This window comes from Acidovorax sp. KNOB132, assembly GCF_057541515.1.
The window spans coordinates 20,157-45,794 of the sequence record NZ_BAAJYT010000017.1; the positions used below are offsets into that span (position 1 = coordinate 20,157).

The following is a 25,638-nucleotide window of genomic DNA, read 5'->3' on the forward strand; positions in this document are numbered from 1 at the left end:
ATGCAGGCCATGCAATACGTGACCTCCGTGATCCTCGCCGCTTTCGTGGCCTACGTTGGGGCCTGGTACATGGGGGCCATCGAAGGCAACTTCGCCCTGCTGCTGTTCCTGGCGACCGTGGTGACGGGGGCCTACTGGCTGGCCGAGCGGCTGGTCTTCCTGCCGCGCCGCCGCAGGGCGGCCCAGGCGATCGAAGATGCGGCGGCCCATCGGCGCGCCGAACTGGACCGCATGGGCATCCAGAAGGTGGACGGCGACGTGCAGGAGGCCAAGGACCGCATCCTGATGCAGCCCTGGTGGCTGGACTGGACCGCCGGCCTGTTCCCGGTGATCGCCGTGGTGTTCCTGCTGCGCTCGTTCCTGTTCGAGCCGTTCAAGATTCCTTCGGGCTCGATGATTCCCACGCTGCTGGTGGGCGACCTGATCCTGGTGAACAAGTTCACCTACGGCATCCGCCTGCCCGTCATCAACACCAAGCTCACGCAGGGCAATGCGCCCCAGCGCGGCGATGTGATGGTGTTCCGCTACCCGCCCCAGCCCAGCATGGACTACATCAAGCGCGTGGTGGGCGTGCCCGGCGACGAAGTGGCCTACCTGAACAAGCGCCTCACGGTGAATGGGCAGGTGGTGGAAACCTCCGCCGTGCCGGACTTCTTCGACGAAGACACGATGCGCTACTTCAAGCAGTTCGAAGAGCAGCTGGGCGACCACCGCCACCGCATGATCAACAACCCCGACGTGCCGGCCTTCGTCCAGGGCGCCAGCGATTTCGCGAACCGCCAGAACTGCCGCTACAGCGTCGAGGGGGTGGTGTGCAAGGTGCCCGAGGGCCAGTATTTCATGATGGGCGACAACCGGGATAACTCCCTCGATTCGCGCTACTGGGGCTTCGTGCCGGACGCCAACATCGTGGGCAAGGCCTTCTTCGTCTGGATGAACTTCGGCAACCTCAAGCGCATCGGTCCGTTCCGCTGAGCACCGGCTTCGCACGTTTCACCACCGCCAATACCAAAGAGGGGTAGATCACCATGGCATTGCACCGTACCGCCAGCCGCGCGCGCCAGCGCGGCCTGTCGTTCATCGGACTGATTTTCATCGGCCTGCTGGCCGTGGCCGCCTTTGCCATCGGCGGGCAGTCGGTGCCGATCTTCCTGGAGTACCAGGCCATCAGCAAGGCCGCCAACAAGGCCGCGCGGGAAGGCAGTTCAGTGCCGGACGTGCGCGCCATCTTCGACCGTGCCGCATCGATCGACAACATCAGCTCGGTCCAGGGCAAGGACCTCGAGGTGACCAAGCGCAACGAGAAGATCGTCGTGTCCTTCAGCTACTCGCGCGAGATCGCCCTGGCCGGCCCGGCCTATCTCGTTTATCGATTCCAAGAACAGACCAAGTAGTCGGTGCAACCCAGCCTTTCCGCACTGCAGGACCGCCTGCAGCATGCTTTCTCCGATCCTTCGCTGCTGCAGCGCGCCATCACGCACCGCAGCTTTTCCGCCGACCACAATGAGCGCCTGGAGTTCCTGGGCGATTCCGTCCTCAGCCTGGCGGTGTCCAGCCTGCTGTACCAGCGCCTGCGCGATCTGCCCGAGGGGGATCTGTCCCGCGTGCGGGCCAATCTGGTCCGGCAGGAGACCCTCCATGAACTGGCATTGCGCCTGAAGCTGCCCGACGTGCTGCGCCTGGGCGAGGGCGAGGCCAAATCGGGCGGCAAGCTGCGGCCATCCATCCTGGCCGACGCGCTGGAGGCGCTCATCGGCGCGGTGTACCTCGATGCCGGGTACCTGCAGGCCGAGGCCCTGGTCCACCGGCTCTTTCAAGGCGTGGAGATCAACCCGCAGATGGAGGCGGCCGCCAAGGACCCCAAAACCGCGTTGCAGGAGTGGCTGCAGGGTCGCAAAATGAAGTTGCCGCAGTACCGGGTGGTGGGTACGGTGGGGGCTGCACACCGCCAGACCTTCGATGTGGAGTGCGAAATCTCCGAACTGGGCCTGACCGAGCGCGGCATCGGCGGCTCACGCCGGGCAGGCGAGCAGGCGGCGGCAGCGGCCATGCTGGTCCTATTGAAAGCGAAGAATCCATGAATGAAGATGCTACAAAAAATGTAGCTGGTGGCGCAGATGAATCTAGCGCTGACGGCCAAAATGACCTGGAAGCGATGCTGGCAGCCGCCAAGCCGGCCAGCGCCCCGGTGGATGCCACCGGCCAGCGTTGCGGCCTGATCGCCATCGTGGGCAAGCCCAATGTGGGCAAGTCCACGCTGCTCAATGCGCTGGTGGGGCAAAAGATCAGCATCACCTCGCGCAAGGCGCAGACCACGCGCCACCGGATCACCGGCATCCGCACGATGGAGCAGACGCAGTTCGTGTTCGTCGACACGCCGGGCTTCCAGACCAAGCACAGCACGGCGCTCAACAAGTCGCTCAACAAGACGGTGATGGGCGCCATCGGCGATGTGGACCTGATTCTTTTCGTGGTCGAGGCCGGCAGCTTCACGCTGGCCGATGCCAAGGTGCTGTCGCTGTTCAAGCCTGGCATCCCCACGCTGCTGATCGCCAACAAGCTCGATACGGTGCACCGCCGCGCGGAAATCGCGCCGTGGCTCAAGGGCATGCAGGAGCGCCATCCGTTCGCCGAGTTCGTGCCCATGTCGGCCAAGAACAAGGGCGATATCGAGCGCCTGTTCGGCATCTGCGCCAAGTACCTGCCCGAGCAGGCCTGGTGGTATGCCGAGGACGAGCTGACCGACCGCAGCGAGAAGTTCCTGGCCTCGGAGACGGTGCGCGAGAAGCTGTTTCGCTTCACGGGGGACGAGTTGCCCTACACCTCGACCGTCGTCATCGACAAGTTCGAGGAAGAAAAGGGCAAGACCAAGAGCCGCATGATCCGCATCGCCGCCACCATCGTGGTGGAGCGCGACGGCCACAAGGCCATGGTGATCGGGGAGAAGGGCGAGCGCCTCAAGCGCATCGGCACCGAAGCGCGGCAGGAGCTGGAAAAGCTCATGGATGCCAAGGTGTTCATCGAGATCTGGGTCAAGGTGCGTTCCGGCTGGGCCGACGACGAAGCGCGCGTGCGCTCGTTCGGCTACGAGTGAATCGACCCTGCGCTGCTTCGGCGGCCTCGGCGCCGTGGGCCACCCCGGGGCTCGGCGCACCCGTGTGTCGGGTGCCCGACCCAAAGAAAACCCTCATCCAGCGCTTGTCCATCAAGCACTGGTCGCTATTGAAAGAATAGCAACTCATGGCTGTGCGCCGTATTGCCGACGAACCCGCCTATGTGCTGCACCGCTACGACTGGAGCGAGTCCAGCCTGATCCTGGACGTGTTCACGCGGCACCATGGCCGGGTCGCGCTGGTCGCCAAGGGCGCCAAGAAGCCCACCTCCAACTTTCGCCCCGTGCTGCTGCCGCTGCAACCACTGCGGGTCAACTACACCCTGTCGGGCGATGGACAGGGCGAGATCCATGCGCTCAAGGGCGCGGAGTGGGTGGGCGGGCACGTCATGCCCACGGGCGATGCGTTGCTGTCGGGCCTGTACCTCAACGAACTGCTGATGCGCCTGATGGCCCGCGAGGATGCCCATGCGCCCCTGTTCGACGCCTATGCCGGCGTGGTGCGGGTGCTCGGCAGCGAGCACGGCGATGCGCTCGAACCCGTGCTGCGCAGCTTCGAACTGCTGCTGCTGCGCGAGATCGGGCTGCTGCCCAGCCTGGGGGCCGAAACGGTCACGCTGTCGCCCTTGCAGCCACCCACCCGGTACACGCTGGTGCCCGAGGCCGGGCTGCGCGCCGCGACGGCCACCGACCGGGCCACGCTGGCCGGCGCGCAATGGCTGGCGCTGCAGCGCGCGCTGGAGGCGGGCGAGGGCGCCAGCTACACCGCCACGCTGCGCGTGATCGCCCAGGCCGGCACGCCGATGGCGGCCGAACTCAAACCCCAGTTGCGCACGCTGCTGCAATACCATTGCGGCAGCCCGGTGCTGCGCACGCGCCAGCTCATGATGGACCTGCAATCGCTATGACCCTTTCCTCCGCCGCTCCCGCCCGCACCGCCCTGTCGGTCAATGTCAACAAGGTGGCCCTGGTGCGCAACACGCGCCACCTGGGCATTCCCAGCGTCACGCGCGCTTCGCTGCTGTGCCTGCAGGCGGGCGCCCAGGGCATCACGGTGCATCCGCGGCCGGACGAGCGCCACATCCGGGCTGGCGACGTGCACGACTTGGCCGCGCTGATGAAGGACTGGCCGGACCGCGAATTCAACATCGAGGGCAACCCGTCGCAGAACCTCATGGATTTCATCCGCGAGGTGCGGCCGCAGCAGGCCACCTTCGTGCCCGACAGCGAAGACCAGTTCACCAGCGACCACGGCTGGAGCTTTCCGCAGGATGCCGAGCGGCTGGCGCCGCTGATCGCCGAATGCCGCCGACTGGGTGTGCGCGTGAGCCTGTTCATGGACCCGCTGCCCGCCCAGATGGCCGCCGCCCGCGCCGTGGGCGCCGACCGCGTGGAGCTGTACACCGAGCCCTATGCCGCCGCCTGGGGCACGGGGCGCCAGGCCGCCGAACTGGAGCGCTACCGCGCGGCGGCCCAGGCCGCCCTGGATGCCGGCCTGGGCGTGAACGCCGGGCACGACCTGAACCGCGACAACCTGGCCGCCTTCGTGCAGGGCGTGCCCGGATTGTTGGAGGTGTCCATCGGGCACGCGCTCATCGCCGATGCGCTGGAATTGGGCTATGCCACCACGGTGCAGGCCTACCAGCGCTGCATCGAAGAGGGCATGGCTGCCAAATGCTCCTGATTTGATAGCAATATGCCGGCGATTTTCATGCCTTGGAGGCAGATTGGACCCTGAAACATGATCTACGGCATCGGCACCGATATCTGCGACATCCGCCGCATCCGCGCCAGCCTGGAGCGCCACGGCGACCGCTTCGCCGAGAAGGTGCTGGCCGAGGGCGAGCTGTCCACCTGGCGCGAGCGCGGCGCGCGCTGGCCCGAACGCGGCGTGCGCTACCTCGCCACCCGGTTCTCGGCCAAGGAGGCTTTCAGCAAGGCCATCGGCATGGGGATGCGCATGCCCATGACCTGGCGGCACTGCGAGGTGGCCAAGCTGCCCAGCGGGCAGCCGGTGATCGTGCTGCACGGCGCGCTCAAGGAATGGTTCGAGGCCCAGGGCCTGCAGTGCCACCTGAGCGTGACCGACGAATCCGACTACGCGGCGAGCTTTTGCGTGGTCGAAAAGAAATAAGGCCCCACCGCAATGCGGTATTGCCTGGATTGCTATTAAAAAGTGAGTGAACCCCTGGCCATGACTTTCGAACACGCCCCCCTCATCCTCGACGTTGCCGGCACCGAACTCACCGCGACGGACCGCCGCCGCCTGGCGCACCCGCTCACGGGCGGCGTGATCCTGTTCACGCGCAACTGGCAGGATCGCGCGCAGTTGCTGGCGCTCACCAGCGCCATCAAGGCCGTGCGGGACGATCTGCTGATCTGCGTGGACCACGAAGGCGGCCGCGTGCAGCGCTTTCGCAGCGATGGCTTCACCCAGCTGCCGCCCATGCGGGCGTTCGGCGAGCTGTGGATGCAGGGCGACGGCCGGGGCGCCAAGGCCGTGCCGGGCAGCGGCGCGCTGCGCGCCACCAATGCGGCGACCGCCGCCGGCTACGTGCTGGGCAGCGAGCTGCGGTCGTGCGGCGTGGACTTCAGCTTCACGCCGGTGCTGGACCTCGACTGGTCCGATGAGGCGCCCCGAGGCAGCGCGGGACGCGTGCAGCGGCCCGGTGTTTCCCGCAGCAGCGTGATCGGCGACCGGGCCTTCCACCGCGATCCGCGCGTGGTGGCCCTGTTGGCCAAGAGCCTCATGCACGGTCTGCTGCAGGCGGGCATGGCCAATTGCGGCAAGCACTTTCCGGGGCATGGCTTCGTTCGCGCCGATTCGCACACGGACATTCCCGTGGACCCGCGCAGCCTGAAAGCCCTGCTGGCTGACGACGCGGCGCCGTACCCCTGGCTGTCGAGCACGCTCACCAGCGTGATGCCTGCTCACGTGATCTACCCCAAGGTGGACAGCCGGCCGGCGGGTTTTTCGCGGCGCTGGCTGCAGGACATCCTGCGCCAGCAACTGCGTTTCGACGGGGCGGTCTTCAGCGACGACCTGAGCATGGAAGGCGCGCGCCGCATCGAGGGCCAGACGGTGAGCTACACCGATGCGGCCGTGGCGGCGCTCGATGCGGGCTGCGACCTGGTGCTGCTGTGCAACCAGAGCCTCGTGGGCGAGGGCGACCGCCAAGGCGAAGCGCTGGACGAACTGCTGGCGGGATTGCAGCAGGCCCGTGACGATGGCCGCTGGCATGCCAGCCCCGACAGCGAATCCCGCCGCGTGGCGCTGCTGCCAGAGACGCTGCCGCAGCCGTGGGACGAACTGATGCTGCAGCCCGCCTACCTGCAGGCGCTCGAACTGTTGCCGTGAGCGGGGCGGCTTTCTCGGCGCATTGGTAACCAATCGTTGTTCGGCCTATCGCTGCGTCCGGTGGCTGGCTGGTGCCTTCAAAGGGAAAAGTCGCCTCCCGCACTGCCATTAACCGCGAAAAACGCTGCTTCCAGCCTTCGCAGTGACTGGCACCGGGGCGAGGGCCGACAGCGCGTGACGAACATTGGCCTACAACTGGCGGTCAACGCGAGGCATAACGTGCCGTTCTGAAGAAACCATCTGCCGACGAAGTGCCGACGCACGCCGGACCGGGTTTTCGCACCGGCCCACGGTGGATGGTTCAGGAGAAAAACCATGGCGCCCCTTGCAGACCCCCGTGCTTCCCAAACCCACGCCGCCTTGCCGCTCCAACCGGCGGCGACCGCACCCAGATCCCTTCGCACTGCAGGCCTGCGGCGCGCATCGCGCGGCATGGCGCTGTCGCTCATCGCCGTTTGCGCCCTGACCGCCTGCAATCGCCAGAACTCTTCTCCGCGGGTGCCGCCGCCCGCACCATCCGCCGCTGCAGCGCCCGCGGCTGCACCGGCTCCGGAGGCCACACCCGTCGCCGTCCGCTACACGCCTCCCAGCGCGGATGCGCTCTACCAGATGGTTGCTCCCATCGCGCTGTATCCGGACAAGCTGGTGGCGCAGGTGTTGGCCGGTGCGACCTACCCCGACCAGGTCACGGCCGCGGAAGCCTGGCTGGGGCAAAACCCGTCGCTGAAGGCTGCCGCGCTGACGGATGCGGTGGACCAGCAACCGTGGGACCCGAGCATCAAATCGCTGACCGCCTTCCCGAACGTGCTGGAGCAGATGGCCTCCAACCTGCCCTGGACGGTGGCGCTGGGCAAGGCCTACTACAACGACCCGACGGACGTGATGAATGCCATCCAGGTCATGCGCTCGCGCGCCAGCAAGGCGGGCACGCTCAAAAGCTCGCCGCACCTGCGCGTGGCCACCGTCACGGCCGCGCCGCCGAGCCCACCGCCACCGGCGGACCTGCAGCAACCCGTGGCCGTCTATAGCGGGCCCACGGTGGTGGTGCCGCCGCCCACCTACATCTCCATCGAACCGGCCGACGTCCAGGCGGTGTACGTGCCGCGCTATGACCCGCAGGTGGTCTACGGCACGCCGGTGCCGCTGTACTCAAGCTATCGCTGGGCCGCGCCCGCACCCGTCTATTCGTCGGGGGTGGCCGTGGGGCCCGACCCCGTGGCCGTGGGCGCGCTGGCCTTCGGCGCCGGCGTGCTGGTGGGCGCGGTCGCATCGCACCACCACCATTGGGGCTGGGATGCCTGGGGCGTCAACTGGGGTCGGCCACCGGAGCGCGCGGCCTGGGTCCAGGGCGCGCCCTTGCCACCGCCGCCGGTGGTGCGTCCCGCCGTGGTGTACCGGGGCAACACCTACATCTCGCAGTCCCGCACGGTGGTGGAGAACATCCACAACCGCGTCACCGTGAACAACATCTACGAGCGTGCACCGGACGGCGGCCGTCCTGCGGGCGTGGCGGCCGCGATGCCGGCAGCGCCGGCCGCTCCGATGCCGGCCATGAATCCGATGGCATCGCGTGTCCCGCCAGACCGCGACCACCACGCCATGGCGCAGGCGGCCATGCTGCCGCACGCTCCGGGCCAGGACCGGCATCTTGTGCCGCCAGGCCAGTCTGCCGTGGTGCCATCGCCGCAGGTTCAGGCCATGGTGCCTCCGCAGCGACCCCAGGGGGCGCGTGAATTCCAGAACGCCGGGCGCGCGGAGGAGCGGGTGCATGCCCCGCGGGCAGCGCTGCCCAGCGTTCCTGGCCAACCCCCAATGCAGGCCCATGCTGCTGCAGACCCGCGGGCAGTGCCCGGGGCAGCACAGCCGCACCGCGAGGTGGCGTTGCCGTCCAACAGACCGGAAGGGATGGCGCCGCACGCGCTGACCGCACCAGGGGTGGTGCCGGGCGCTTCGAGCCGGGAGCCCCACCGGGAGAGTCCGCGCGTACAGATGGGGGCCGGCCCCGGCGCACAGGCACAGGCACAGGCACAGGCACAGGCACAGGCACAGGCACAGGCACAGCGGGCCCTGCCGAGGCCCGAGCATGTTCAGCACATGGCGCCGCAAGGGCAGGCCCAGGGCGCGGCGGAACGTGCCCCGCACAACATGCCGCCACCCACCATGCAGCGGCCCATGCCTGCGATGCCGCACGGGCCGGCCGCACCCCGACCCGTCGCCGTGCAGCCGCCCCATGCCTCGCCGGCGCCAGCGCAGCATGGCCATGGGCCGGAAGCGGCCCACCGGCCCGAAGGGCGCCGGCACGGCGAAAGCTGAATGGCCGGCACGTGGTGCCTGCCACGCTGAAAATCGCTGCGGCCTTGCGTGAGCCGGCAGCAGACCTGGCAGGGTTAGACCGTTTCCAGGCTGGAAGAGGCCTCGGCCGAGGCAGCGTCTTCCGGCGCGGCATCCGCCCTGCGCGGAGGCCCGCCCTTCCAACGCCGCACCACGCGCTGGAAGATCAGGGTATTGGGAATCTGCAGCAGTGCGCCGTCCGGCCCCGTGTCGAAGTCTTCCAGGGTGGTGTAGAGCAGGTTGATGTCAATCACGCGCCCCTTGGCACCCGGTTTTTCCGCCGTGTCCAGCACCTCGATGTAGTCGCCCAGGCGGAACGGGCCCACGGTGAAGATGAGCAGCGCGCAGAACAGGTTGGACAGCACGCTCCACGCGGCGAAGAAGGCCACGGCACCCACGGTGGCGAATCCGGTGAAGGCGGTCCACAGCACGGTGGCGGAAACACCCAGGCGCTCCAGCACGAGCAGCAGCGCGCTGCCCATGATGATCCAGCGCAGCAGGCCGTTGATCGGCACCATCATCTCGATGGGCCACTGGTAATGGTGGCCGGCACGCCCTACCAGCCTTCGCAGCGTGCGCTGCAGCACCACGGCGACGATCAGGATCAGGAGGATCTGCAGGCCCGGCACGATGATGTCGAGCCAGTCCCGGATCCAGTCGGGCAGGTAAGGTTGCAGGCGCAGCATGAAGGTCCAGTCGTTCGGCAAAAGGTCTCCTGTCAGCCACGCAACTGCTCGACGGTGTCCATCTGCATCTCGAAGCTGAAAAAGCGGGCGCGTCCCTGGGCCTTGGCGGCATACAGCGCCTGGTCCGCGCGCATCAGCATGGCCTCCGCGCTGGTGCCTTCGTCAGGGACGCAGGTGGTGATGCCGCCGGACAGCGTGAGCGTCGGGCCGAGCGGCGAATTGGGGTGGGGCAGGGCGCGCACGGACAGCAGCTTGCCCAGCGCCCGTGCAAAGGTCATCGCGCCGGAGCGGGGCGTGCCGGGCAGGATGAGGGCGAACTCCTCGCCTCCGTAGCGCGCCGCCACATCGCGCGGGCGCGTGCACACGTCGCGCAGCAGGCGGCTCACGTCCTTCAGGCAGGCATCGCCCTGCAGGTGGCCGGCGGAATCGTTGTAGCGCTTGAAGTGGTCCAGGTCGCACAGCATCAGGGTGAGCGGCTCGCCCTCCCGCCGCGCCGCGGCGATCTCGTTGTGCAGGATGCGGTCCAGGCCGCGGCGGTTCACCAGCCCGGTCAGGGCATCCACCTCGACCATCTCATTGAGCCGCTGGTTGGCCAGGTGCAGCTCCTGCGACAGCGACACCAGCCGGCGGCGCATGTCCAGCAGACGCCGCATGGCGCGAAGCTTGGCAACGAGGACGATCGGCTTGACCGGTTTGACCAGGTAGTCGTCGCCGCCCGACTCGATGCCGCGCCATACGTCCAGGTCGCCGTCCAGGCCGGAGAGAAAGATGATGGGCGTCCAGCCCCCGGGTTCGGCCTCGCGCATCTGCTGCGCGACCCAATAGCCGTCGTTGTGGTCGGACAGGCGGATGTCCAGAAGCACCAGGTCCGGCCGGTGCAACTGGAACAGGTCGAGCGCCTTGTCGCCCGACGCAGCCTCCAGCACATCGACGACGCCGGCATTGCGCAGTTCCGCCACCAGCACTGCGCGCAGGGAGGCCTGATCCTCCACGACCAGCACGGTGAAGGGCATGGTGTCCTCGATGCGGCCCCCACCGGGGGGCAGTGGGGTGGGATGGGTGGTGGTCATCACGGTCCCTTTCCTGAAGGCAGGTGCAGGCCTTTCGGCCGCAAAGGCCGCAGTCCCCAGCCGATCAATGTTCGCGGCGCAGGGCGGGGAACAGGATCACGTCGCGGATGCTGGGGCTGTCGGTGAGCAACATCATCAACCGATCGATGCCGATACCGCAACCGCCGGTGGGAGGCATGCCGTACTCGAGCGCCCTCACGAAGTCGTGGTCGAAGAACATGGCCTCATCGTCGCCGCCATCCTTGGCCGCGACCTGCGCCTGAAAGCGCGCGGCCTGGTCCTCGGCGTCGTTCAACTCGGAAAAGCCGTTGCCGAACTCGCGGCCGGTGATGTAGAGCTCGAAACGCTCGGTCACTTCAGGGCGCGTGTCGTTGGCCCGGGCCAGGGGGCTGATCTCGGTCGGGTGCTCCATGATGAAGGTGGGCTGCCAGAGCTTGTCTTCCACCGTTTCTTCGAAGTACAGCACCTGCAGGCTGGCCAGCGTGCGCTTGGACAGCTGGTTCTTCTCTTCGCTCAGCCCCAGCTTCTTGAGGGCGCTGACGAGCCAGGCGGCATCGTCCACATGGGCGCCGGCTTCGGTGTACTGGAAGATCGCCTCGCGGATGGTCAGCCGCTGGAAAGGCTGGGAAAGGTCCACCTCGCGGCCGCCGTAGGTCAGCTGCAGCGTGCCGGCCGCCTTCATGGCCGCATCGCGCACCAGCTGCTCGGTGAAGTCCATCAGGTCGCGGTAGTTCCAGTAGGCCGCGTAGAACTCCATCATGGTGAACTCGGGGTTGTGGCGCACCGAGATGCCTTCGTTGCGGAAGTTGCGGTTGATCTCGAACACCCGCTCGAAGCCGCCCACCACCAGGCGCTTCAGATACAGCTCGGGCGCGATGCGCAGGTACATCTCCTGCTCCAGCGCGTTGTGGTGGGTGACGAACGGCTTTGCATTCGCGCCGCCGGGAATCGGGTGCAGCATGGGCGTTTCCACTTCCAGGAAGCCGTGCTGCACCATGAACTCGCGCAGGCCACTCACGGCCTTGCTGCGGGCGATGAAACGGCTGCGCGCGGTTTCATCGGTCATCAGGTCCACGTAGCGCTGGCGGTATTTCACCTCCTGGTCGGCCACGCCGTGGAACTTGTCCGGCATGGGCCGCAGGCTCTTGGTGAGCAGGCGCAGCGTGGTGACCTTGATCGACAGCTCGCCGGTCTTGGTCTTCATGAGCGTGCCTTCCGCACCCACGATGTCGCCCAGGTCCCAGTGTTTGAAGGCGGCGTACAGCTCTTCACCCAGCGCATCGCGCGTGACGTACAGCTGCAGGCGACCCCCCGTCGTGCCCAGCGAGCCGTCCTGCACGGTGGCGAAGCTGGCCTTGCCCATCACGCGCTTGAGCATCATCCGGCCAGCGACGCTCACGGTGACAGGGCTCGCCTCGAGTGCATCGGCCACGCTTTCGGCGTACTGCGCCTGCAGGTCCGCCACATGGTGCGCGGGCTTGAAATCGTTGGGAAACGCCACGCCCTTGCCTGCTGCCTGGGCCTCCCGCAGGGCCTTGAGCTTTTCGCGGCGCTCGGCGATGAGCTGGTTGTGGTCAATGGCAGGGGTGGGATTGTCGGACATAGATTGAAATGATGGCGAAGAGAGGCGTCGCGCGACGAAACCGGCCATTTTAAGAGCCAAGTCAAACCAGCGGCCCTAGCGCAGCCAAGTGCGTAACAGCCTAACGCCGAACTTCAAGCAAGAGACCGGCAGCGCCAGCGCCAGCGCGCCCCGATGCCCGCGTCGGCCGACGGCGCCGAGCGCAGCCAGCTCACCGCGCTGCATGCGCCATAGCTGTGCGCTCAGGCCGGAGCTGCCGAAGGCAGGCTTGTACATGAACGACAGCTGCTGGGAGTGGTGTGCACAGCGCCAGCCGGCCGCGATCAGCTGCAGCCACAGTGCGTAGTCTTCGCTGAGTTGGCCATTGTCGGGAAAGCGCACGCGCGCATCGCGCCGCACCAGCACGGAGGACGTGTGAAACGGATTCGACAGCATGGCAGGGACCAGGCCGACAACGCGGGTAGTCAGCGGTTGAGACGCACTCTCCAGCACGAAGGCCGGTATTTTCTGTGCGATCACCCCGGAGTGGCCCCCGATCAGGTCCAGGCCTTGGTTGTGCATGGCGTGTAGTTGGCGCCCGAGTTTGTCGGGCGACCAGATGTCGTCTGCGTCCAGAAAGGCGACGACCTCGCCGGCAGCCAGGTCCAGGCCGCGGTTGCGCGCGGCTGCAGCGCCTGCGTTGCACGGCTGCTTCACCACACGCAGCACGAAGGCGCCTGCGGTGTCATAGTGCTCCGCCAAGGAGACGGATCCGTCGAGCGAGCCGTCATCCACGCAGATCACCTCGAATGGTGGCAAGGTCTGGTTGCGGATCGAGTCCAGAGCGCGCCGCAAGGTCGCTTCGGCGTTGTAGACGGGGATGACAACGGAGACGCGCGGCAGGCTCATGGTTCCATGGCGAAGTCAGCGTCGAGCCGATGCCACAAGGGCAATGAAGGGTCGGTCGAGGTGAGCGCGAGGCCGCGGAACCACGGCGTGGGCGCGAACACGGTGTGAGCACGGCCCACATAGCCAGCCAGCGCACTGAACGAACTGTTGGCACAGGCCAGCACGTCGGCGTTGATCAAGGCCTGCAATGCCTGGTCGGCTGTTTCCCTGCCGCCGAGGTGGGTGTCGAGGAACAGGCAGCGGTCCGGTGCCACCAACGGCGAAAGCATGGCCCGCGCATGGGCATAGTCGTCGGAAATGACGAGCCACTGCAGTTCGGGCCAATTGCGCTCCAGTGCCTGCAGCACGCCGCAGTAGTAGCCTGCGCCGAGCGGTCCGATCTGTTCGCGGTTGTAACGCGAGGCAGCGTAATCGCCCCCTCGCACGTGCAGGGCTGCATAGCGTGACAGGCCCGGGGGGGCGTCGCGAAACATCGGGCGCAGCAGTTCGCGTGCCTGTCGCAGCGCGCGCTCGCTGTGGTGGCGGGGATGCTGGTAGTAGCCGTAGTGATAGCGTGCACGCCAATCGCCGTGGGCAGGGGTTGCATCATTGTGGAGTTGGCCCAGCAACCGGGCTGCACGTACGAGCACCCGCTCGGCACGCCACAGCCCTTCCGTGCGGCGAGTCGGCAATCGCAGGTCAGTGAACACCTTGGCCAATTCCAGCGCGCCGATGGCCTGGTTGCCTGGTACTTTGCGCAGGAAGCTGGTGTCGAGTGCAACATCGGCTCCCGACTCGGCCAGCGTCAGCGCGTGCAGCCATTCGAAGAACTGATTGCCGAGCCCGCCGCGCAGAAAAACACGTATGGTCGTCATATGGGATCGCCGGTGTGCGGGGGCATGCGCTCGAAGGTGAAGATGCCGAGGGCGTAGTCCTGCTGCTCAATTCGGTCCAGTTCGGCTTCCCAATGCGGATAGTCGATCACGCGCCGTTCGGCACCAACCGCCGCGAACTGGCGCAGCGAAAGGCCTTCCGCTTCGGCCATTCGGACGATGCTGCGTGGCGAGAAAACGCGGTGGGCGTTGAACAGCACGCGTTCGATGCCGACGGGCACCGAAAGGTAGAGCCGACCACCCGGACGCACGATATGGGCCATGTTTCGCAGGCCTGTGGCGCTGCCTGCGGGATCAAGCACATCGCCATAGCGGCCAAGTCCAAAATGCTCCAGGGCATGCAGGCAGGACAGCGAATCGCAGTAGTTCGCCAGTTCTGGGGCTGGGTTCATCAGATCGGCCTGCTTGAAGCGGATGCTCGGCAGCTCCGTGGTGATGGCGCGGATATCGAAGACTTCGATGTCACGAAAGCTGGCGATATGCGCCACGAAACCATCGACACGGGACCCGATATCGACATGGCGCTCCGGCCCATGCCGGTGGATCTGCTGCGCCACGTGCAGATCCTGCAGGAAATACTCGCTTTTGGTCGTACCGCCCTCTTCGTACCAGTCATGGAGGCAGGGCATGAGCTCGAGCCGTCCTTGGTACTGGCGTCGGAAGCGCAAAAGGTCGCGCAGGTAGCGCGGCGTGCCGCGCAGCGAGCGCAGCAGTCGACGCGGGTCGATGCCGAACTGCTCCGAGAGGATCCAGTAAAACTTCTTCAGCTTAGCGTTCATGGTCGATCTTGAGGAGCCCGGGCAGACTGGCGATAAAGCCGATGAAATTGATGACGAGCCAACCCGATGTCGCGCCAACCATGCCGAAACGCGACACCATGGGAGGAATGACCAGCAGACACAGCACCCCGGCCAGCAGGTTGACTTGCAGGATGCGCTGGATTTTTCCACGCACCAGCCAGTGGGCGTAGCCCACGTTGTAGAACGCGTTGATGATGGCACCGAACAGCAGCCAGCCGAGCAGCGGGTAGACCACCGAAACGGCATGCCCGTCCTTCAGCCACCACTCCAATAGCCGTTCCCCTCCGACGGCATAGACGGCGATGCCGATGGCTGCGGCCAATGCGATCAGTCCGAAGAGCCGTCCGTACAGATGGCGAAGGGCGGCTGGGTCGTCCTTGAGGCGAAGTGCGCGGGGCAGGACTGCCTGCATCAGCGGGTACACCAACTGCAGCACGCCCGCCGCTGCGGAAGAGGCGATTACATAGTAGCCAAAGTCCGCGATCGGTATCAGGTTGCTGAGCAGCACCTTGTCCAGCTGCATCGTGAGCGCGCCCAGGCCCGAAGCGGCAGCGAGACCGGCGATCGCCGGCCAGGCTTGGCGGACCACGTCACCTTGCCACCGTGCGTCGCCACGATGCGTTCCGGTTGCAGACCAGGCAACGTGGGCACGTAGAGCGGTTTCGAACAGGCCTGCTGCGACGTGCCAGGCCAGATAGGTGGTCAGCGATGGCCAGGTGGTCACGGCGAGAACAGCGCCCCCATGGCGGAGCAGCGTGGCAGCGAACAGGATCTTGTTCAGTGCCACCTGATGTTCCGTGCCGACAAGAAGGCTACGGTAAAGCGACCCCGGGAACATCGTTGCGAAAATGGCGGCCGCTCCGATCACCGCGGCCTGGCCGCTGGCCTTCGCGGCCTCATCCAGATGGAGCCAGTGGCGTGCGATCGGGGCTGCGAGCAGGACCAGCCCGAGGCCGATCAGCAGTGCAAGCGCCCAGTAAATGCGCTCGAAGCCGTACAGCAGTGCGGCTGTGCGCGGCTTGGCCGCCCCTTCGCCGGCGGCACGCAACGAGATCTCGCGCACCAAGGCCTGGCTCATGCCTGCGTCGAGCAGGTTGAGTACGGCCTGCAGCGTCGTGACGAAGCCCACGAAGCCGAATTGCAGGGGGCCCAGCGCAGCGAGATACCAGGGCAGGGCGAGGATGGGCGCAAGCGCGACCGCGCCCGAGCCGACGTAGTTCGCCAGAATGTTGCGCTTAAGGGACATGAAAGAGCGCAGCGCCTATGATTGGGTCGTCTTCCTGACCTCTATACATGCAAAAAGTCGCGCTTATCACCGGCATCACGGGCCAGGACGGGGCCTATCTGGCCGAATTCCTGCTGGGCAAGGGTTACATCGTGCACGGCATAAAACGCCGGGCATCGTTGTTCAATACCGATCGCATCGACCATCTCTATCAAGATCCCCACATTACTGACCGCCATTTGATCCTGCATTATGGTGATCTGGCCGACAGCACGAACCTGATTCGCATCATCCAGCAATCACAGCCCGATGAAATCTACAACCTCGCGGCCATGAGCCACGTGGCTGTCAGCTTCGAGACGCCCGAATACACGGCCAATGTCGACGGTATTGGCACGCTGCGCATCCTGGAAGCGATCCGCATCCTGGGCATGGAGCGCAAGACGCGCTTCTACCAGGCCAGCACTTCCGAACTCTACGGGCTGGTGCAGGAAGTGCCGCAGAAGGAAAGCACGCCGTTCTACCCGCGCAGCCCCTACGCCGTGGCCAAGCTCTATGCCTACTGGATCACGGTCAACTATCGGGAGGCTTACGGCATGTATGCCTGCAACGGCATCCTGTTCAACCACGAAAGCCCCGTGCGCGGCGAGACCTTCGTGACGCGCAAGATCACGCGCGCCATGGCGCGCATCCACCTGGGCCTGCAGGATTGCCTGTACCTTGGCAATCTCGATGCACTGCGCGATTGGGGCCACGCGAAGGACTACGTGGAAATGCAGTGGCTCATGATGCAGCAGGAGGTGGCCGAAGACTTCGTCATCGCGACGGGCGTGCAGCACAGCGTGCGAGACTTTGTTTCGGCGGCGGCGCATGAGCTCGGCATGCAGATCGAATGGTCGGGCCATGGTGTGGACGAGGTTGGCCGGGACGCCCAGGGCCGTACCATTGTCAAGGTGGACCCGAGATACTTCCGACCCACGGAGGTCGAGTCGTTGCTCGGCGATCCTACCAAGGCGCGCGAGAAGCTCGGCTGGACGCCGCGCATTGGATTTGGCGAACTCGTGGCCGAGATGGTGCGCGAGGATCTGAAAAGTGCCCAGCGCGACGAACTGGTCAAGAAGTACGGTTTTTCTGCCTACGACTACAACGAATGACGGCAACGTTGACGAGGGTGGACATGGACAGGAAAGCCAAGATCTACGTGGCAGGCCACCGTGGCATGGTGGGCTCGGCCCTGGTGCGCAAGTTGTCCGAGCGCGGTTACGAAAACCTGGTGACGCGCACGCATGCCGAACTGGACCTGCTGGATCAGTCTGCGGTACATGCCTTCATGGCGCATGAAAAGCCCGACTACGTGTTCCTTGCCGCTGCCAAGGTGGGTGGCATACAGGCCAACAACGTGTCGCGGGCAGACTTCATTTATCAGAACCTCATGATCGAGGCCAACGTGATCCATGCCGCGCATGCCGCCGATGTGCAGCGGATGCTGTTCCTGGGATCGAGTTGCATTTACCCGCGCGACTGCCCACAGCCGATCAAGGAGGAGTACTTGCTGACGGGTCCGCTCGAGCCCACGAACGAACCCTATGCCATTGCCAAGATCGCGGGCATCAAGCTCTGTGAGAGTTTCAACCGTCAGTACGGCCGGCATTACGTGAGCGCGATGCCGACGAACCTCTACGGCCCCAACGACAACTACGACCTCAACACCTCGCATGTGCTGCCTGCTTTGCTGCGCAAGGCCCATGAGGCGAAACGGCGTGGCGACCCTGTGATGAAGCTGTGGGGCTCGGGGCGCCCGCGCCGGGAGTTCATGCATGTGGACGACATGGCAGACGCCTGTGTGTTCCTGATGGAGCAACTCGACATCACGGACGGCCTGTTCAATGTCGGCACGGGAACTGACGTGACGATTGAAGAACTGGCCCGGCGGATCATGGGCGTGATCGGTTTCGAGGGCACGCTGGCTTTCGACCCGAGCAAGCCCGATGGCACGCTGCGCAAATTGCTGGACGTTGGCATGTTGCGGCGCCGTGGCTGGAGCGCGCGCATTCCGCTGGATACCGGGATTGCCCAGACCTATCGGTCTTTCCTCGAAACGCCCGAAGCGCGGGGATGAGCCGCGGGAGGTGCGGTGGATGGGGCAGGCCGGAAGTCTTCGCCGCGTTTTCTGGAACTGCCAGCGCCGAACGAAACTAACGCGACCCAAATCCCCCCGCCACGATGCGCAGCGTCTTGTACGCAATCAGCAAGTCCAGGGCCACGGAGTAGTGCGCCACGTAATAGAGGTCATAGCTGAGCTTGATGGCGGTCTGCTCCTCGCTGTCGGCGTAACCCTGCTGGACCTGGGCCCAGCCCGTCAGTCCGGGGCGCACGAGGTGGCGGTAGGGGTACGCGGGAATCCGGTCGGCGAACACGCGCACGAACTCCGTTTGCTCCGGCCTCGGACCGATCAGGCTCATCTCGCCCTTCAGCACGTTCCATAGTTGGGGCAGTTCGTCCAGACGGGTGCGGCGGATGAATCGGCCCACGGAGGTCACCCGGTCATCGTTGGGCAGGGCAAAGCGCGCTGTGCGGTCGTCGCCGGCATGGCGCATGCTGCGCAGCTTCCAGATGCGGAACGCACGGCCATTGCGGCCGACGCGGATCTGGGAAAAAAGCATGGGCCCTGGCGAATCCAGCTTCACCGCCAGGCCGGCGGCCAGGCACAGCGGCAGCCACACCGGCAGCCCTGCCAGCGTGAGGAGCAGGTCGGTCAGCCGCTTGAAGGTGTCGTAGGCCGGGTTGCCGTCCAGGGTCCACAGGTCCTGGGTCTGCTGGTGGGGCAGTATTTTGCGGCCGCTCAGCAGTTCGGCCACGGCCTCCACGCTGTAGAGCCGCACATGCTGCAGACGCAAATCGCTGATCCATCGCTCGCGTGCGGCGCTCGAGGGGGCATGGCGATCCAGCACCACGCCGGCCCATTGGGGGGGGGGCGTGGGTTGTGCCGGTGTCCGTGCTTGACTCTTCCAGGGGCGTCCAGGGCAGCAGCGCGATGTGTTGCTGGCTGGCCTGGGCCATGTCGCCCAGCAGCTCCCGAAGGCGCAGGGGCACGGTATCGTCCAGATAGGCCAGGGACAGCACCTGGTGCCGCCGGTTGCGCCAATGGCCGACCAGGAACCATGCCGACGAGAGCAGGTACACGAGAAGAACGGCGCCGCGGGAATAGGGCTGCTGCAGCAACGCAAAACCCAGCGGGGCGGCAAGGTAGGGGGCTGCGGTCGCCACGAAGAGAAAGCGGCGTCCCTCGAACTGGGGCAGATAGGCGCCGTTGTAGAGCCAGTGGGCGGTCATGGCATACGGAATGGCGCACCACAGCACCGTCTGCGGAAACTGGTAGGTCACCCAGTCGTACCGCTCCAGGCCGAGCCCCGCCAGATAGCTCACCAGCAGAATCAAGGTGCCACCCAGCGCCCAGCGCAGCACGGCACCCTGTCGGTGCGCCGTGGAGGAGCCGAGTTCGCGGCGTGGAATGCTGTTCATGGAATCGTCAGTGGGTGCGCGAAGTCGCCGCGGCGTAGACCGAGCGCACGGCCAGAGCCATGCGCTGTGCGGTGTAGTGCTGCTCGTAGCGTTGCCGTGCTGCCGCGCCCATGCGGGCGCGCAGTGCTGGCGACTCTATCAGTTGCCGCAACGCCGCGGCCCATGCTGCGGGATCGGGTGCCACCAGGCGCGCATGAGCCGACTCCGGCAGCAATTCGCGAATGCCCGGCAAATCGCTGGCCACGATGGCCATGCCCGCACGCATCGCCTCGATCAGCGAAATGGGCAGGCCTTCGTGATCCGATGCCAGCACGAAGATGGCGTGCTGGGCCAGTTGGGCCGCAACATCATCCACATCGCCGGTGAAGCGCACCGCTTGCAGGCCCAATCGATGGGCCAGTGCGCGGTGGGCTGCCAGCTCGGGGCCGCCGCCGAAAAAGGTGGCGGGGACTTCGTGCCCCAGGGCGCCGCGCAACTGGGCGAGTGCGTGCAGCAGGATGTCCGGGCGCTTGGGCGGTGCCATGCGGGCAACCATCGCGATCGCCGGCGCCGCTTCGGCGGTCGATGCTGCGCTATTGCCTGGGACTGCCACATCCTCGACGCCGTTGTGGATGACGGACACCCGCCGCGAAGGCAGCGGTAACACGAGCGCCAGCCGGCGCTCATGGTCCGAGACACAAATCATGCGCCGGGTCAGCGGGGCCAGCAGCCACTCCATGGCAAGGGCCACTGTGCGGCGCTTCCAGGGATGTCCCGCCTTGAAGGCGAAGCCGTGCACGGTGTAGATCACGGGGGTGCGGGTCAGTGCACCGGCCAACCGGGCTACGACGCCGGCCATCGCACTGTGGGCATGGAGCAGATCCGGAGATTGTTCGAGCACGATGCCCCGCAGGGCCCAGGCGGCGCGCACCACATGCACCGGGTTGAGCGCATTGCCCAGCGCGGGCACGCGATGCACCGCGAGGTGCGAAGCCTCCAGGGCATTGGCCAGTGGCGGACGCGGCTCGGCGCCGCCGATGGCCACCTGGACCGCAACGCCCTGGCGGGCAAGTTCCCGGCAGAGGGTGAGCACATGGCTCTGCGCGCCCCCGACCTCGCCCTTGGTGATGACCTGCAGGACCTTCACGGCAGGGACGCGCCAGGCTGGGCCGCTGCGCCCTTCGTGTTCACGGCGCGATGCCCGTGCGCTCCAGCACGTCTCCCACGAGTTCCAGGCGCAGCAGCGGGCTGTCGAGTTGCATGAGCTGCTGCTTCAGGTCCAGCGGCACGGGGAGCAGTTCGCACCAGCGATTGGCGACCCAACCGCAGTCGTCCAGTTGCTCAGGGGTGGGGTCGGGGAGGCTGGAGGGGTCGTCCGCACCCCGGTGGCGCAGGCGTGCGAGCACCTGCTCGAGCGCGGCGGCCGTGTTGCGCAGGTCCTCCGGGACGGGGAGCGGCACATCCGGGGGCATCTGCTCGATGTCGGCCAGCCACAGCCCGTGCGGCAGCAGGTGGCGGCGCACGATGCGAAAGCGGGCCGAGCCCTCGGCTCGCAGAACGATGAGGCCAGGGTGCGACGTGTCGATCTCCGCAATGTTCGCGAGCGTTCCGGCATCGTGGAACTGCTCGGGCGCTGCACCTGCCTGGCGCACTTCCTGGCCGCTCGTCAGCGCAACGACACCGAACGGTGCGCCCGCCTGCTGGCATTTGCGCACCATGTCGAGATAGCGCACCTCGAAGACGCGAAGCGAGAGCATCCCGCCCGGGTACAGCACGGTCCCCAGCGGAAAGAGCGGCAGGGAGGTCAGCGTGAGCGGCGGCAATGGCGGCTCGGAAGGTGGGGGCACGAAGGTCATGGGCAGGCGGGTTGGCCCGCTATCATCCCACGGCGGAACCCTTCGCACCATCGCCCCAGATTCTCCACATCACGAGGTTTCATGCTTTACCAGATCGCTTCTTTCCTGCTGGACGTGGTGGGCGGCCTGCTTACCGGGGCTTGCCTGCTGCGGCTTTACATGCAGCTGCAGCGCGTGCCTTTTGGCAACCCTATCGGGCAACTGGTTTTCGCGCTGAGCGACTGGCTGGTCCTGCCCCTGCGCAGGATCGTGCCTGCCACGGGGCGCTGGGATTGGGCCAGCCTGGTAGCGGCGATTGTGATCCAGCTGGTGCAGTACCTGTTGCTGTGGCTGCTGCTGGGCGCCGGCCCGGGCCTGGTGCTGCTGCTCTGGCTGGCCGTGTTCGGTCTGGTGCGCGCGGCGATCTACGGGCTGATCGGCTTGCTGATCGTCTATGCCGTGCTCTCGTGGGTGCAGACGCGCTCACCCCTTGCCGACGTGATTGCCCGCTTGTGCGAGCCGTTGCTGCGCCCCGTGCGGCGCGTGGTGCCGCTCCTCGGCGGGGTGGATCTGTCGCCGCTGGTGGTGCTGGTGTTGCTGCAGGTGTGCCTGATCGTGGTGGGCAACGTACAGGGATGGGTGCTGCGGTAGGGGCCGGCAGCGGAATTCGCCCAACCATAAAAAATAGCCGCCACCGCTGAGCCAGTCAGTGGTGGCGGCTATTGTTTTGGTATCGGCCGAAGCGTGTGAGCGATCAGGCCACTGAGTCTACCGGCAGGCGCTGCAGCATCGCCAGGCTCTTGGCCACGGTGCCGCGCAGTTCGCGGCGGTCGCAGATGAAGTCCACGGCGCCCTTGGTCTGCAGGAATTCAGCGCGCTGGAAGCCTTCTGGCAGCGTCACGCGCACGGTCGATTCGATCACGCGCGGTCCGGCAAAGCCGATCAGTGCCTTGGGCTCGGCGATCACGATGTCGCCCACGAAGGCAAAGCCGGCCGAGACGCCGCCCATGGTCGGGTCGGTCAGCACGCTGATGTAGGGCAGGCCCTTCTTGGCCAGCCGGGTGAGGGCCGCGTTGGTCTTGGCCATCTGCATCAGCGAGAGCAGGCCTTCCTGCATGCGCGCGCCGCCTGTGGCGGTGAAGCACAGGAAGGGTACCTTCTGCTCGATGGCGGTTTCCACGCCGCGCACGAAGCGCTCGCCCACCACGCTGCCCATGCTGCCGCCCATGAAGTCGAACTCGAAGCACGCCACCACGATGTTGATGCTGCGCACCGAGCCGCCCATCACGATGAGCGCATCGGTTTCCCCGGTGTTTTCCAGGGCTTCCTTCAGGCGGTCGGGGTACTTGCGGCTGTCCTTGAACTTCAGCGCATCGACCGGTAGCACTTCCTGGCCGATTTCATAGCGGCCTTCGGCGTCCAGGAACGCGTTCAGGCGGGGGCGGGCATTGATGCGGTGGTGGTGGCTGCAGTGCGGGCAGACGTTCTGGTTTTGCTCCAGATCGGTCTTGTACAGCACCGTCTCGCAGCTCGGGCACTTGATCCACAGGCCTTCCGGCACCTGGCGGCGCTCGGTCGGATCGGTCTGCTGGATTTTGGAGGGCAGGAGTTTTTCGAGCCAGGACATATCGGTTTCCTCTTCGCTTCAAGTCTCAGCCGGTGCGCCACGGACCGGGCGCGCGGGCTGCAATTATGCGTCCAGCGCCTTGCGCACCCCCCGCAGGAAGTCGATGGTGACGGGCACCACCTTCTCGTGCGGCTGGTCTTCCAGCAACTGGATGATGCGGCTGCCGATGACCACGGCATCGGCCACGCGCCCGATCGCCTGGGCCGTGGCCGCGTCGCGGATGCCGAAGCCCACGCCCACGGGAATGTGCACATGCCGCCGGATGACGGGCAGCATGGCCTCGACGGCGGTCGTATCGAGAGCGCCCGAGCCGGTCACGCCCTTGAGGGACACGTAGTACACGTAGCCGCTGGCCACGCGCGCGACCTGCTGCATGCGCTGTTCCGTGCTGGTGGGCGCCAGCAGGAAGATCAGGTCCATGCCGTGTTCGCGCAGGCTGGCCGCGAACGCTTCGCTTTCCTCGGGCGGGTAGTCGACGATGAGCACGCCGTCCACGCCCGCCTCGGCGGAATCGCGCACGAAGGCGCCTGCGCCATGGATCTGGTCGTAGCGCTCCACCGGGTTGGCGTAGCCCATCAGCACGACGGGCGTCTTGTCGTTGCGCTGGCGGAAATCGCGCACATGGCCCAGGACCTGCACCATGCCCACGCCCAGCGAGAGCGCCTTTTCCCCGGCCTTCTGGATCACCGGGCCGTCGGCCATGGGGTCGGAGAAGGGCACGCCCAGTTCGATCACGTCGGCCCCGGCTTCGACCATGCCATGCATGAGCGCGGGCGTGATGTCGGCGAACGGAAAGCCGGCGGTCACATAGGGAATGAGCGCCTTGCGCCCCTTGGCCTGCAGTTCTGCGAAGGTGTTCGCGATGCGGTTGCGCGGCGAGCTCATGCGGCAGGCCCTCCCTTGACCCCGAGGCCGCGCATGGAGGGCCGGTCGTACACATCGGCCCCCGACAGGTCGGCGACCGTGCCGATGTCCTTGTCCCCACGGCCCGACAGGTTCACCAGGATGGACTGGTCGGCTGGCATGGTCTTGGCGAGTTTCATGGCGTAGGCCACGGCATGGCTGGATTCCAGCGCCGGAATGATGCCTTCGGTGCGGCACAGGTAATGGAAGGCGGCCAGCGCCTCGGCATCGGTGATCCCGACGTATTCGGCACGGCCGATTTCCTGCAGCCACGCGTGCTCGGGCCCGACGCCCGGGTAGTCCAGGCCCGCGCTGATGCTGTGCGTTTCGGTGATTTGGCCGTTCTCGTCCTGCAGGATGAACGTGCGGTTGCCGTGCAAGACGCCCGAGCTGCCGCGCTGCAGCGAGGCGGAGTGCTTGCCGCTGTCCAGTCCCTCACCGGCGGCTTCCACGCCGATCAGGCGTGTCTTCTCATAGGGAATGTAGGGGTGGAAGATGCCCATGGCATTGCTGCCGCCGCCCACGCAGGCGATCACCGCGTCGGGCTGCTGGGTGCTGGCCTTCTGCTCGGCCAGCATGGCCGGCATCTGTTCCAGGCACTCGGTGCCGATCACGCTCTGGAAATCGCGCACCATCATGGGGTAGGGGTGCGGGCCCGCCACCGTGCCGATGATGTAGAAGGTGTCGTCCACATGGGCCACCCAGTCGCGCATGGCTTCGTTCAGCGCGTCCTTGAGCGTCCTGCTGCCCGAATCGACGGGCACGACGGTCGCGCCCAGCAGCTTCATGCGGTACACGTTGGGGCTCTGGCGCTTGACGTCTTCCGAGCCCATGTACACCACACATTCGAGGCCATATCGCGCGCAGATGGTGGCCGTGGCGACGCCGTGCTGGCCTGCACCCGTCTCGGCGATGATGCGCGGCTTGCCCATGCGCCGGGCGAGCATCGCCTGGCCGATCACGTTGTTGATCTTGTGGGCGCCGGTGTGGTTGAGGTCTTCGCGCTTGAGGTAGATCTGCGCGCCGCCCATCTCGCGGCTCATGCGTGCCGCGTAGTAGACGGGGGAGGGGCGCCCCACGAAGTGCTTCAGCTCCGAATGGAATTCGGCCAGGAACTCCGGATCGTTCTGGTAGCGGGCATAGGCCTCGCGCAATTCGGTCAGGGCGTGGGTGAGAGTTTCGCTCGCGAAACTACCGCCATAGGGGCCGAAATGGCCGGCGGCGTCGGGTTGCTGGTAGGAAAGCATCAATGAATCTTTGCAAATTGCGCATCGGCCGCCTGCACGGCGGCGATGAAGCGTTGGATCTTGCCGGCGTCCTTGATGCCCCGCAACGGCTTGCCGTCGGGGCCATCGGCTTCCACGCCGGAACTGACGTCAACCGCGAGCGACAGGCCGCGCGGCCGCACCTGCAAGATGCCATCGGTCACGTTTGCAGGCGTGAGTCCACCAGACAAAACGAGGTGAGAGCCGACGCTTGGAGGTAGAAGTGACCAATTGAATGCCTTGCCGCCTCCGCCATAACCTTCGACATGGGCGTCGAGCAGGATGGCCTGGGCGCGGGAGTGGGTTGCCGCGAATTGTACGAGGTCGAACCGCGCCGCACCGTCGCCAAGGGGAATGCGTGCCGCTCGCAGGAACGGCCGCGCGCCGTCCGCAGTTGCCGCCCAGCAGTCTTGTGGCGATTCATCCCCATGGAATTGGACCGTTGCCGACGGAATCATTGTGCAGGCTGCTATCACTTCTGTAGCGTTGGCATTCACGAACAACAGCACCGGCGTCACGAACGGAGGCAGCCTGCGGGCCAGGGCTGCGGCGCGTTGCGGCGTGATGCCGCGCGGGCTGGCGG

The 25,638-nt window shown here is 66.3% G+C and carries 26 protein-coding genes; 12 read left to right on the forward strand and 14 right to left on the reverse strand.

Annotation, left to right across the window (positions count from 1 at the left end; all coding sequences use genetic code 11):
- The 9 genes from lepB (at window position 1) to AC27IO_RS04995 (ending at window position 8,783) form a co-directional block, all read left to right on the forward strand.
- Window positions 1-975 (forward strand): signal peptidase I, encoded by a 975-nt coding sequence (lepB, locus tag AC27IO_RS04955; RefSeq protein ID WP_487089087.1) that lies wholly within the window; start codon window positions 1-3, stop codon window positions 973-975.
- Between the two features lie 53 nt (window positions 976-1,028).
- Window positions 1,029-1,394 (forward strand): DUF4845 domain-containing protein, encoded by a 366-nt coding sequence (locus tag AC27IO_RS04960; protein WP_284395952.1) that lies wholly within the window; start codon window positions 1,029-1,031, stop codon window positions 1,392-1,394.
- Window positions 1,395-1,397: 3 nt separating this feature from the next.
- Entirely contained in the window at window positions 1,398-2,081 is a 684-nt protein-coding gene (gene rnc / locus AC27IO_RS04965) for a ribonuclease III (protein WP_284407047.1), read from the forward strand.
- Entirely contained in the window at window positions 2,078-3,094 is a 1,017-nt protein-coding gene (gene era / locus AC27IO_RS04970; protein ID WP_498737624.1) for a GTPase Era, read from the forward strand. The genes rnc and era overlap by 4 nt, the downstream gene beginning before the upstream one ends.
- Window positions 3,095-3,240: 146 nt before the next feature.
- Window positions 3,241-4,020, forward strand: a complete 780-nt coding sequence (gene recO, locus AC27IO_RS04975; RefSeq protein WP_272567883.1) for a DNA repair protein RecO — start codon at window positions 3,241-3,243, stop codon at window positions 4,018-4,020.
- On the forward strand, window positions 4,017-4,796 hold the full coding sequence (locus AC27IO_RS04980; protein ID WP_317359247.1) for a pyridoxine 5'-phosphate synthase: 780 nt from the start codon (window positions 4,017-4,019) through the stop codon (window positions 4,794-4,796). The genes recO and AC27IO_RS04980 overlap by 4 nt, the downstream gene beginning before the upstream one ends.
- A 57-nt stretch (window positions 4,797-4,853) precedes the next feature.
- The gene (gene acpS, locus AC27IO_RS04985) at window positions 4,854-5,246 is read left to right on the forward strand and encodes a holo-ACP synthase (protein WP_284407044.1); all 393 of its coding nucleotides are present in this window, start codon (window positions 4,854-4,856) and stop codon (window positions 5,244-5,246) included.
- 60 nt (window positions 5,247-5,306) lie between these two features.
- A complete protein-coding gene (nagZ, locus tag AC27IO_RS04990) occupies window positions 5,307-6,470 on the forward strand; it encodes a beta-N-acetylhexosaminidase (protein ID WP_498737627.1) in 1,164 nt (387 codons plus the stop codon).
- 432 nt (window positions 6,471-6,902) lie between these two features.
- On the forward strand, window positions 6,903-8,783 hold the full coding sequence (locus tag AC27IO_RS04995) for a DUF3300 domain-containing protein (protein WP_498737629.1): 1,881 nt from the start codon (window positions 6,903-6,905) through the stop codon (window positions 8,781-8,783).
- 74 nt (window positions 8,784-8,857) lie between these two features.
- On the opposite strand, the gene AC27IO_RS05000 is transcribed toward AC27IO_RS04995, so the two are convergent.
- The 7 genes from AC27IO_RS05000 to AC27IO_RS05030 all read right to left on the reverse strand — a co-directional run bounded on the left by AC27IO_RS05000 (window position 8,858) and on the right by AC27IO_RS05030 (window position 15,945).
- Window positions 8,858-9,487 (reverse strand): mechanosensitive ion channel family protein, encoded by a 630-nt coding sequence (locus AC27IO_RS05000; protein WP_284430246.1) that lies wholly within the window; start codon window positions 9,485-9,487, stop codon window positions 8,858-8,860.
- 32 nt (window positions 9,488-9,519) lie between these two features.
- The gene (locus AC27IO_RS05005) at window positions 9,520-10,557 is read right to left on the reverse strand and encodes a GGDEF domain-containing response regulator (protein WP_372588250.1); all 1,038 of its coding nucleotides are present in this window, start codon (window positions 10,555-10,557) and stop codon (window positions 9,520-9,522) included.
- A gap of 64 nt (window positions 10,558-10,621) precedes the next feature.
- Window positions 10,622-12,160 (reverse strand): lysine--tRNA ligase, encoded by a 1,539-nt coding sequence (lysS, locus tag AC27IO_RS05010; RefSeq protein WP_284430060.1) that lies wholly within the window; start codon window positions 12,158-12,160, stop codon window positions 10,622-10,624.
- A 75-nt stretch (window positions 12,161-12,235) separates the two neighbouring features.
- Window positions 12,236-13,027, reverse strand: a complete 792-nt coding sequence (locus AC27IO_RS05015) for a glycosyltransferase family 2 protein (RefSeq protein ID WP_284430061.1) — start codon at window positions 13,025-13,027, stop codon at window positions 12,236-12,238.
- The gene (locus AC27IO_RS05020; protein WP_498737632.1) at window positions 13,024-13,881 is read right to left on the reverse strand and encodes an O-fucosyltransferase family protein; all 858 of its coding nucleotides are present in this window, start codon (window positions 13,879-13,881) and stop codon (window positions 13,024-13,026) included. The genes AC27IO_RS05015 and AC27IO_RS05020 overlap by 4 nt, the downstream gene beginning before the upstream one ends.
- Complete coding sequence (locus AC27IO_RS05025) at window positions 13,878-14,678, reverse strand: DUF268 domain-containing protein (protein ID WP_284430063.1); 801 nt, start codon at window positions 14,676-14,678, stop codon at window positions 13,878-13,880. The genes AC27IO_RS05020 and AC27IO_RS05025 overlap by 4 nt, the downstream gene beginning before the upstream one ends.
- Window positions 14,668-15,945 (reverse strand): lipopolysaccharide biosynthesis protein, encoded by a 1,278-nt coding sequence (locus tag AC27IO_RS05030; RefSeq protein WP_498737634.1) that lies wholly within the window; start codon window positions 15,943-15,945, stop codon window positions 14,668-14,670. Before AC27IO_RS05030 ends, AC27IO_RS05025 begins: the two co-directional genes overlap by 11 nt.
- A gap of 47 nt (window positions 15,946-15,992) precedes the next feature.
- Between AC27IO_RS05030 and gmd the strand changes: the two genes are divergently transcribed.
- Both gmd and AC27IO_RS05040 read left to right on the forward strand, forming a co-directional pair.
- Entirely contained in the window at window positions 15,993-17,078 is a 1,086-nt protein-coding gene (gene gmd / locus AC27IO_RS05035; RefSeq protein WP_498737636.1) for a GDP-mannose 4,6-dehydratase, read from the forward strand.
- A gap of 23 nt (window positions 17,079-17,101) precedes the next feature.
- Complete coding sequence (locus AC27IO_RS05040) at window positions 17,102-18,043, forward strand: GDP-L-fucose synthase family protein (RefSeq protein WP_317359270.1); 942 nt, start codon at window positions 17,102-17,104, stop codon at window positions 18,041-18,043.
- Window positions 18,044-18,119: 76 nt separating this feature from the next.
- Here AC27IO_RS05040 and AC27IO_RS05045 read toward each other — a convergent pair whose 3' ends face one another.
- The 3 genes from AC27IO_RS05045 to AC27IO_RS05055 form a co-directional block, all read right to left on the reverse strand.
- Window positions 18,120-18,821 carry a sugar transferase gene (locus AC27IO_RS05045; protein ID WP_498737638.1) on the reverse strand — a complete coding sequence of 234 codons (702 nt, stop codon included), beginning with the start codon at window positions 18,819-18,821 and terminating at the stop codon, window positions 18,120-18,122.
- 632 nt (window positions 18,822-19,453) lie between these two features.
- Window positions 19,454-20,572, reverse strand: a complete 1,119-nt coding sequence (locus AC27IO_RS05050) for a glycosyltransferase (protein WP_498737640.1) — start codon at window positions 20,570-20,572, stop codon at window positions 19,454-19,456.
- Window positions 20,573-20,612: 40 nt separating this feature from the next.
- Window positions 20,613-21,281, reverse strand: a complete 669-nt coding sequence (locus AC27IO_RS05055) for an LON peptidase substrate-binding domain-containing protein (protein WP_284407034.1) — start codon at window positions 21,279-21,281, stop codon at window positions 20,613-20,615.
- Between the two features lie 81 nt (window positions 21,282-21,362).
- On the opposite strand from AC27IO_RS05055, the gene AC27IO_RS05060 reads away from it, so the two are divergent.
- Entirely contained in the window at window positions 21,363-21,911 is a 549-nt protein-coding gene (locus AC27IO_RS05060) for a YggT family protein (RefSeq protein ID WP_498737642.1), read from the forward strand.
- Between the two features lie 103 nt (window positions 21,912-22,014).
- Here AC27IO_RS05060 and accD read toward each other — a convergent pair whose 3' ends face one another.
- The 4 genes from accD to AC27IO_RS05080 form a co-directional block, all read right to left on the reverse strand.
- A complete protein-coding gene (accD, locus tag AC27IO_RS05065; RefSeq protein WP_498737644.1) occupies window positions 22,015-22,887 on the reverse strand; it encodes an acetyl-CoA carboxylase, carboxyltransferase subunit beta in 873 nt (290 codons plus the stop codon).
- 63 nt (window positions 22,888-22,950) lie between these two features.
- The gene (gene trpA / locus AC27IO_RS05070) at window positions 22,951-23,772 is read right to left on the reverse strand and encodes a tryptophan synthase subunit alpha (RefSeq protein ID WP_284424282.1); all 822 of its coding nucleotides are present in this window, start codon (window positions 23,770-23,772) and stop codon (window positions 22,951-22,953) included.
- A complete protein-coding gene (gene trpB / locus AC27IO_RS05075) occupies window positions 23,769-25,037 on the reverse strand; it encodes a tryptophan synthase subunit beta (RefSeq protein ID WP_498737646.1) in 1,269 nt (422 codons plus the stop codon). Before trpB ends, trpA begins: the two co-directional genes overlap by 4 nt.
- Window positions 25,037-25,638 (reverse strand): phosphoribosylanthranilate isomerase (locus AC27IO_RS05080; protein ID WP_487089506.1); only part of this gene is annotated, 602 nt, incomplete at its 5' end. The genes AC27IO_RS05080 and trpB, both read right to left, overlap by 1 nt.

Coding starts and splice junctions, on each gene's coding strand:
- acpS (WP_284407044.1), top strand. CDS start 4,854: ATGATCTACGGCATCGGCACCGATATCTGCGACATCCGCCGCATCCGC.
- nagZ (WP_498737627.1), top strand. CDS start 5,307: ATGACTTTCGAACACGCCCCCCTCATCCTCGACGTTGCCGGCACCGAA.
- AC27IO_RS05030 (WP_498737634.1), bottom strand. CDS start 15,945: ATGTCCCTTAAGCGCAACATTCTGGCGAACTACGTCGGCTCGGGCGCG.
- AC27IO_RS04980 (WP_317359247.1), top strand. CDS start 4,017: ATGACCCTTTCCTCCGCCGCTCCCGCCCGCACCGCCCTGTCGGTCAAT.
- trpA (WP_284424282.1), bottom strand. CDS start 23,772: ATGAGCTCGCCGCGCAACCGCATCGCGAACACCTTCGCAGAACTGCAG.
- accD (WP_498737644.1), bottom strand. CDS start 22,887: ATGTCCTGGCTCGAAAAACTCCTGCCCTCCAAAATCCAGCAGACCGAT.
- AC27IO_RS04995 (WP_498737629.1), top strand. CDS start 6,903: ATGGCGCTGTCGCTCATCGCCGTTTGCGCCCTGACCGCCTGCAATCGC.
- AC27IO_RS05000 (WP_284430246.1), bottom strand. CDS start 9,487: ATGCTGCGCCTGCAACCTTACCTGCCCGACTGGATCCGGGACTGGCTC.
- AC27IO_RS05025 (WP_284430063.1), bottom strand. CDS start 14,678: ATGAACGCTAAGCTGAAGAAGTTTTACTGGATCCTCTCGGAGCAGTTC.
- gmd (WP_498737636.1), top strand. CDS start 15,993: ATGCAAAAAGTCGCGCTTATCACCGGCATCACGGGCCAGGACGGGGCC.
- AC27IO_RS05020 (WP_498737632.1), bottom strand. CDS start 13,881: ATGACGACCATACGTGTTTTTCTGCGCGGCGGGCTCGGCAATCAGTTC.
- lepB (WP_487089087.1), top strand. CDS start 1: ATGCAGGCCATGCAATACGTGACCTCCGTGATCCTCGCCGCTTTCGTG.
- AC27IO_RS05015 (WP_284430061.1), bottom strand. CDS start 13,027: ATGAGCCTGCCGCGCGTCTCCGTTGTCATCCCCGTCTACAACGCCGAA.
- era (WP_498737624.1), top strand. CDS start 2,078: ATGAATGAAGATGCTACAAAAAATGTAGCTGGTGGCGCAGATGAATCT.
- AC27IO_RS05040 (WP_317359270.1), top strand. CDS start 17,102: ATGGACAGGAAAGCCAAGATCTACGTGGCAGGCCACCGTGGCATGGTG.
- trpB (WP_498737646.1), bottom strand. CDS start 25,037: ATGCTTTCCTACCAGCAACCCGACGCCGCCGGCCATTTCGGCCCCTAT.
- AC27IO_RS04960 (WP_284395952.1), top strand. CDS start 1,029: ATGGCATTGCACCGTACCGCCAGCCGCGCGCGCCAGCGCGGCCTGTCG.
- AC27IO_RS05005 (WP_372588250.1), bottom strand. CDS start 10,557: ATGACCACCACCCATCCCACCCCACTGCCCCCCGGTGGGGGCCGCATC.
- AC27IO_RS05060 (WP_498737642.1), top strand. CDS start 21,363: ATGCTTTACCAGATCGCTTCTTTCCTGCTGGACGTGGTGGGCGGCCTG.
- lysS (WP_284430060.1), bottom strand. CDS start 12,160: ATGTCCGACAATCCCACCCCTGCCATTGACCACAACCAGCTCATCGCC.
- recO (WP_272567883.1), top strand. CDS start 3,241: ATGGCTGTGCGCCGTATTGCCGACGAACCCGCCTATGTGCTGCACCGC.
- AC27IO_RS05055 (WP_284407034.1), bottom strand. CDS start 21,281: ATGACCTTCGTGCCCCCACCTTCCGAGCCGCCATTGCCGCCGCTCACG.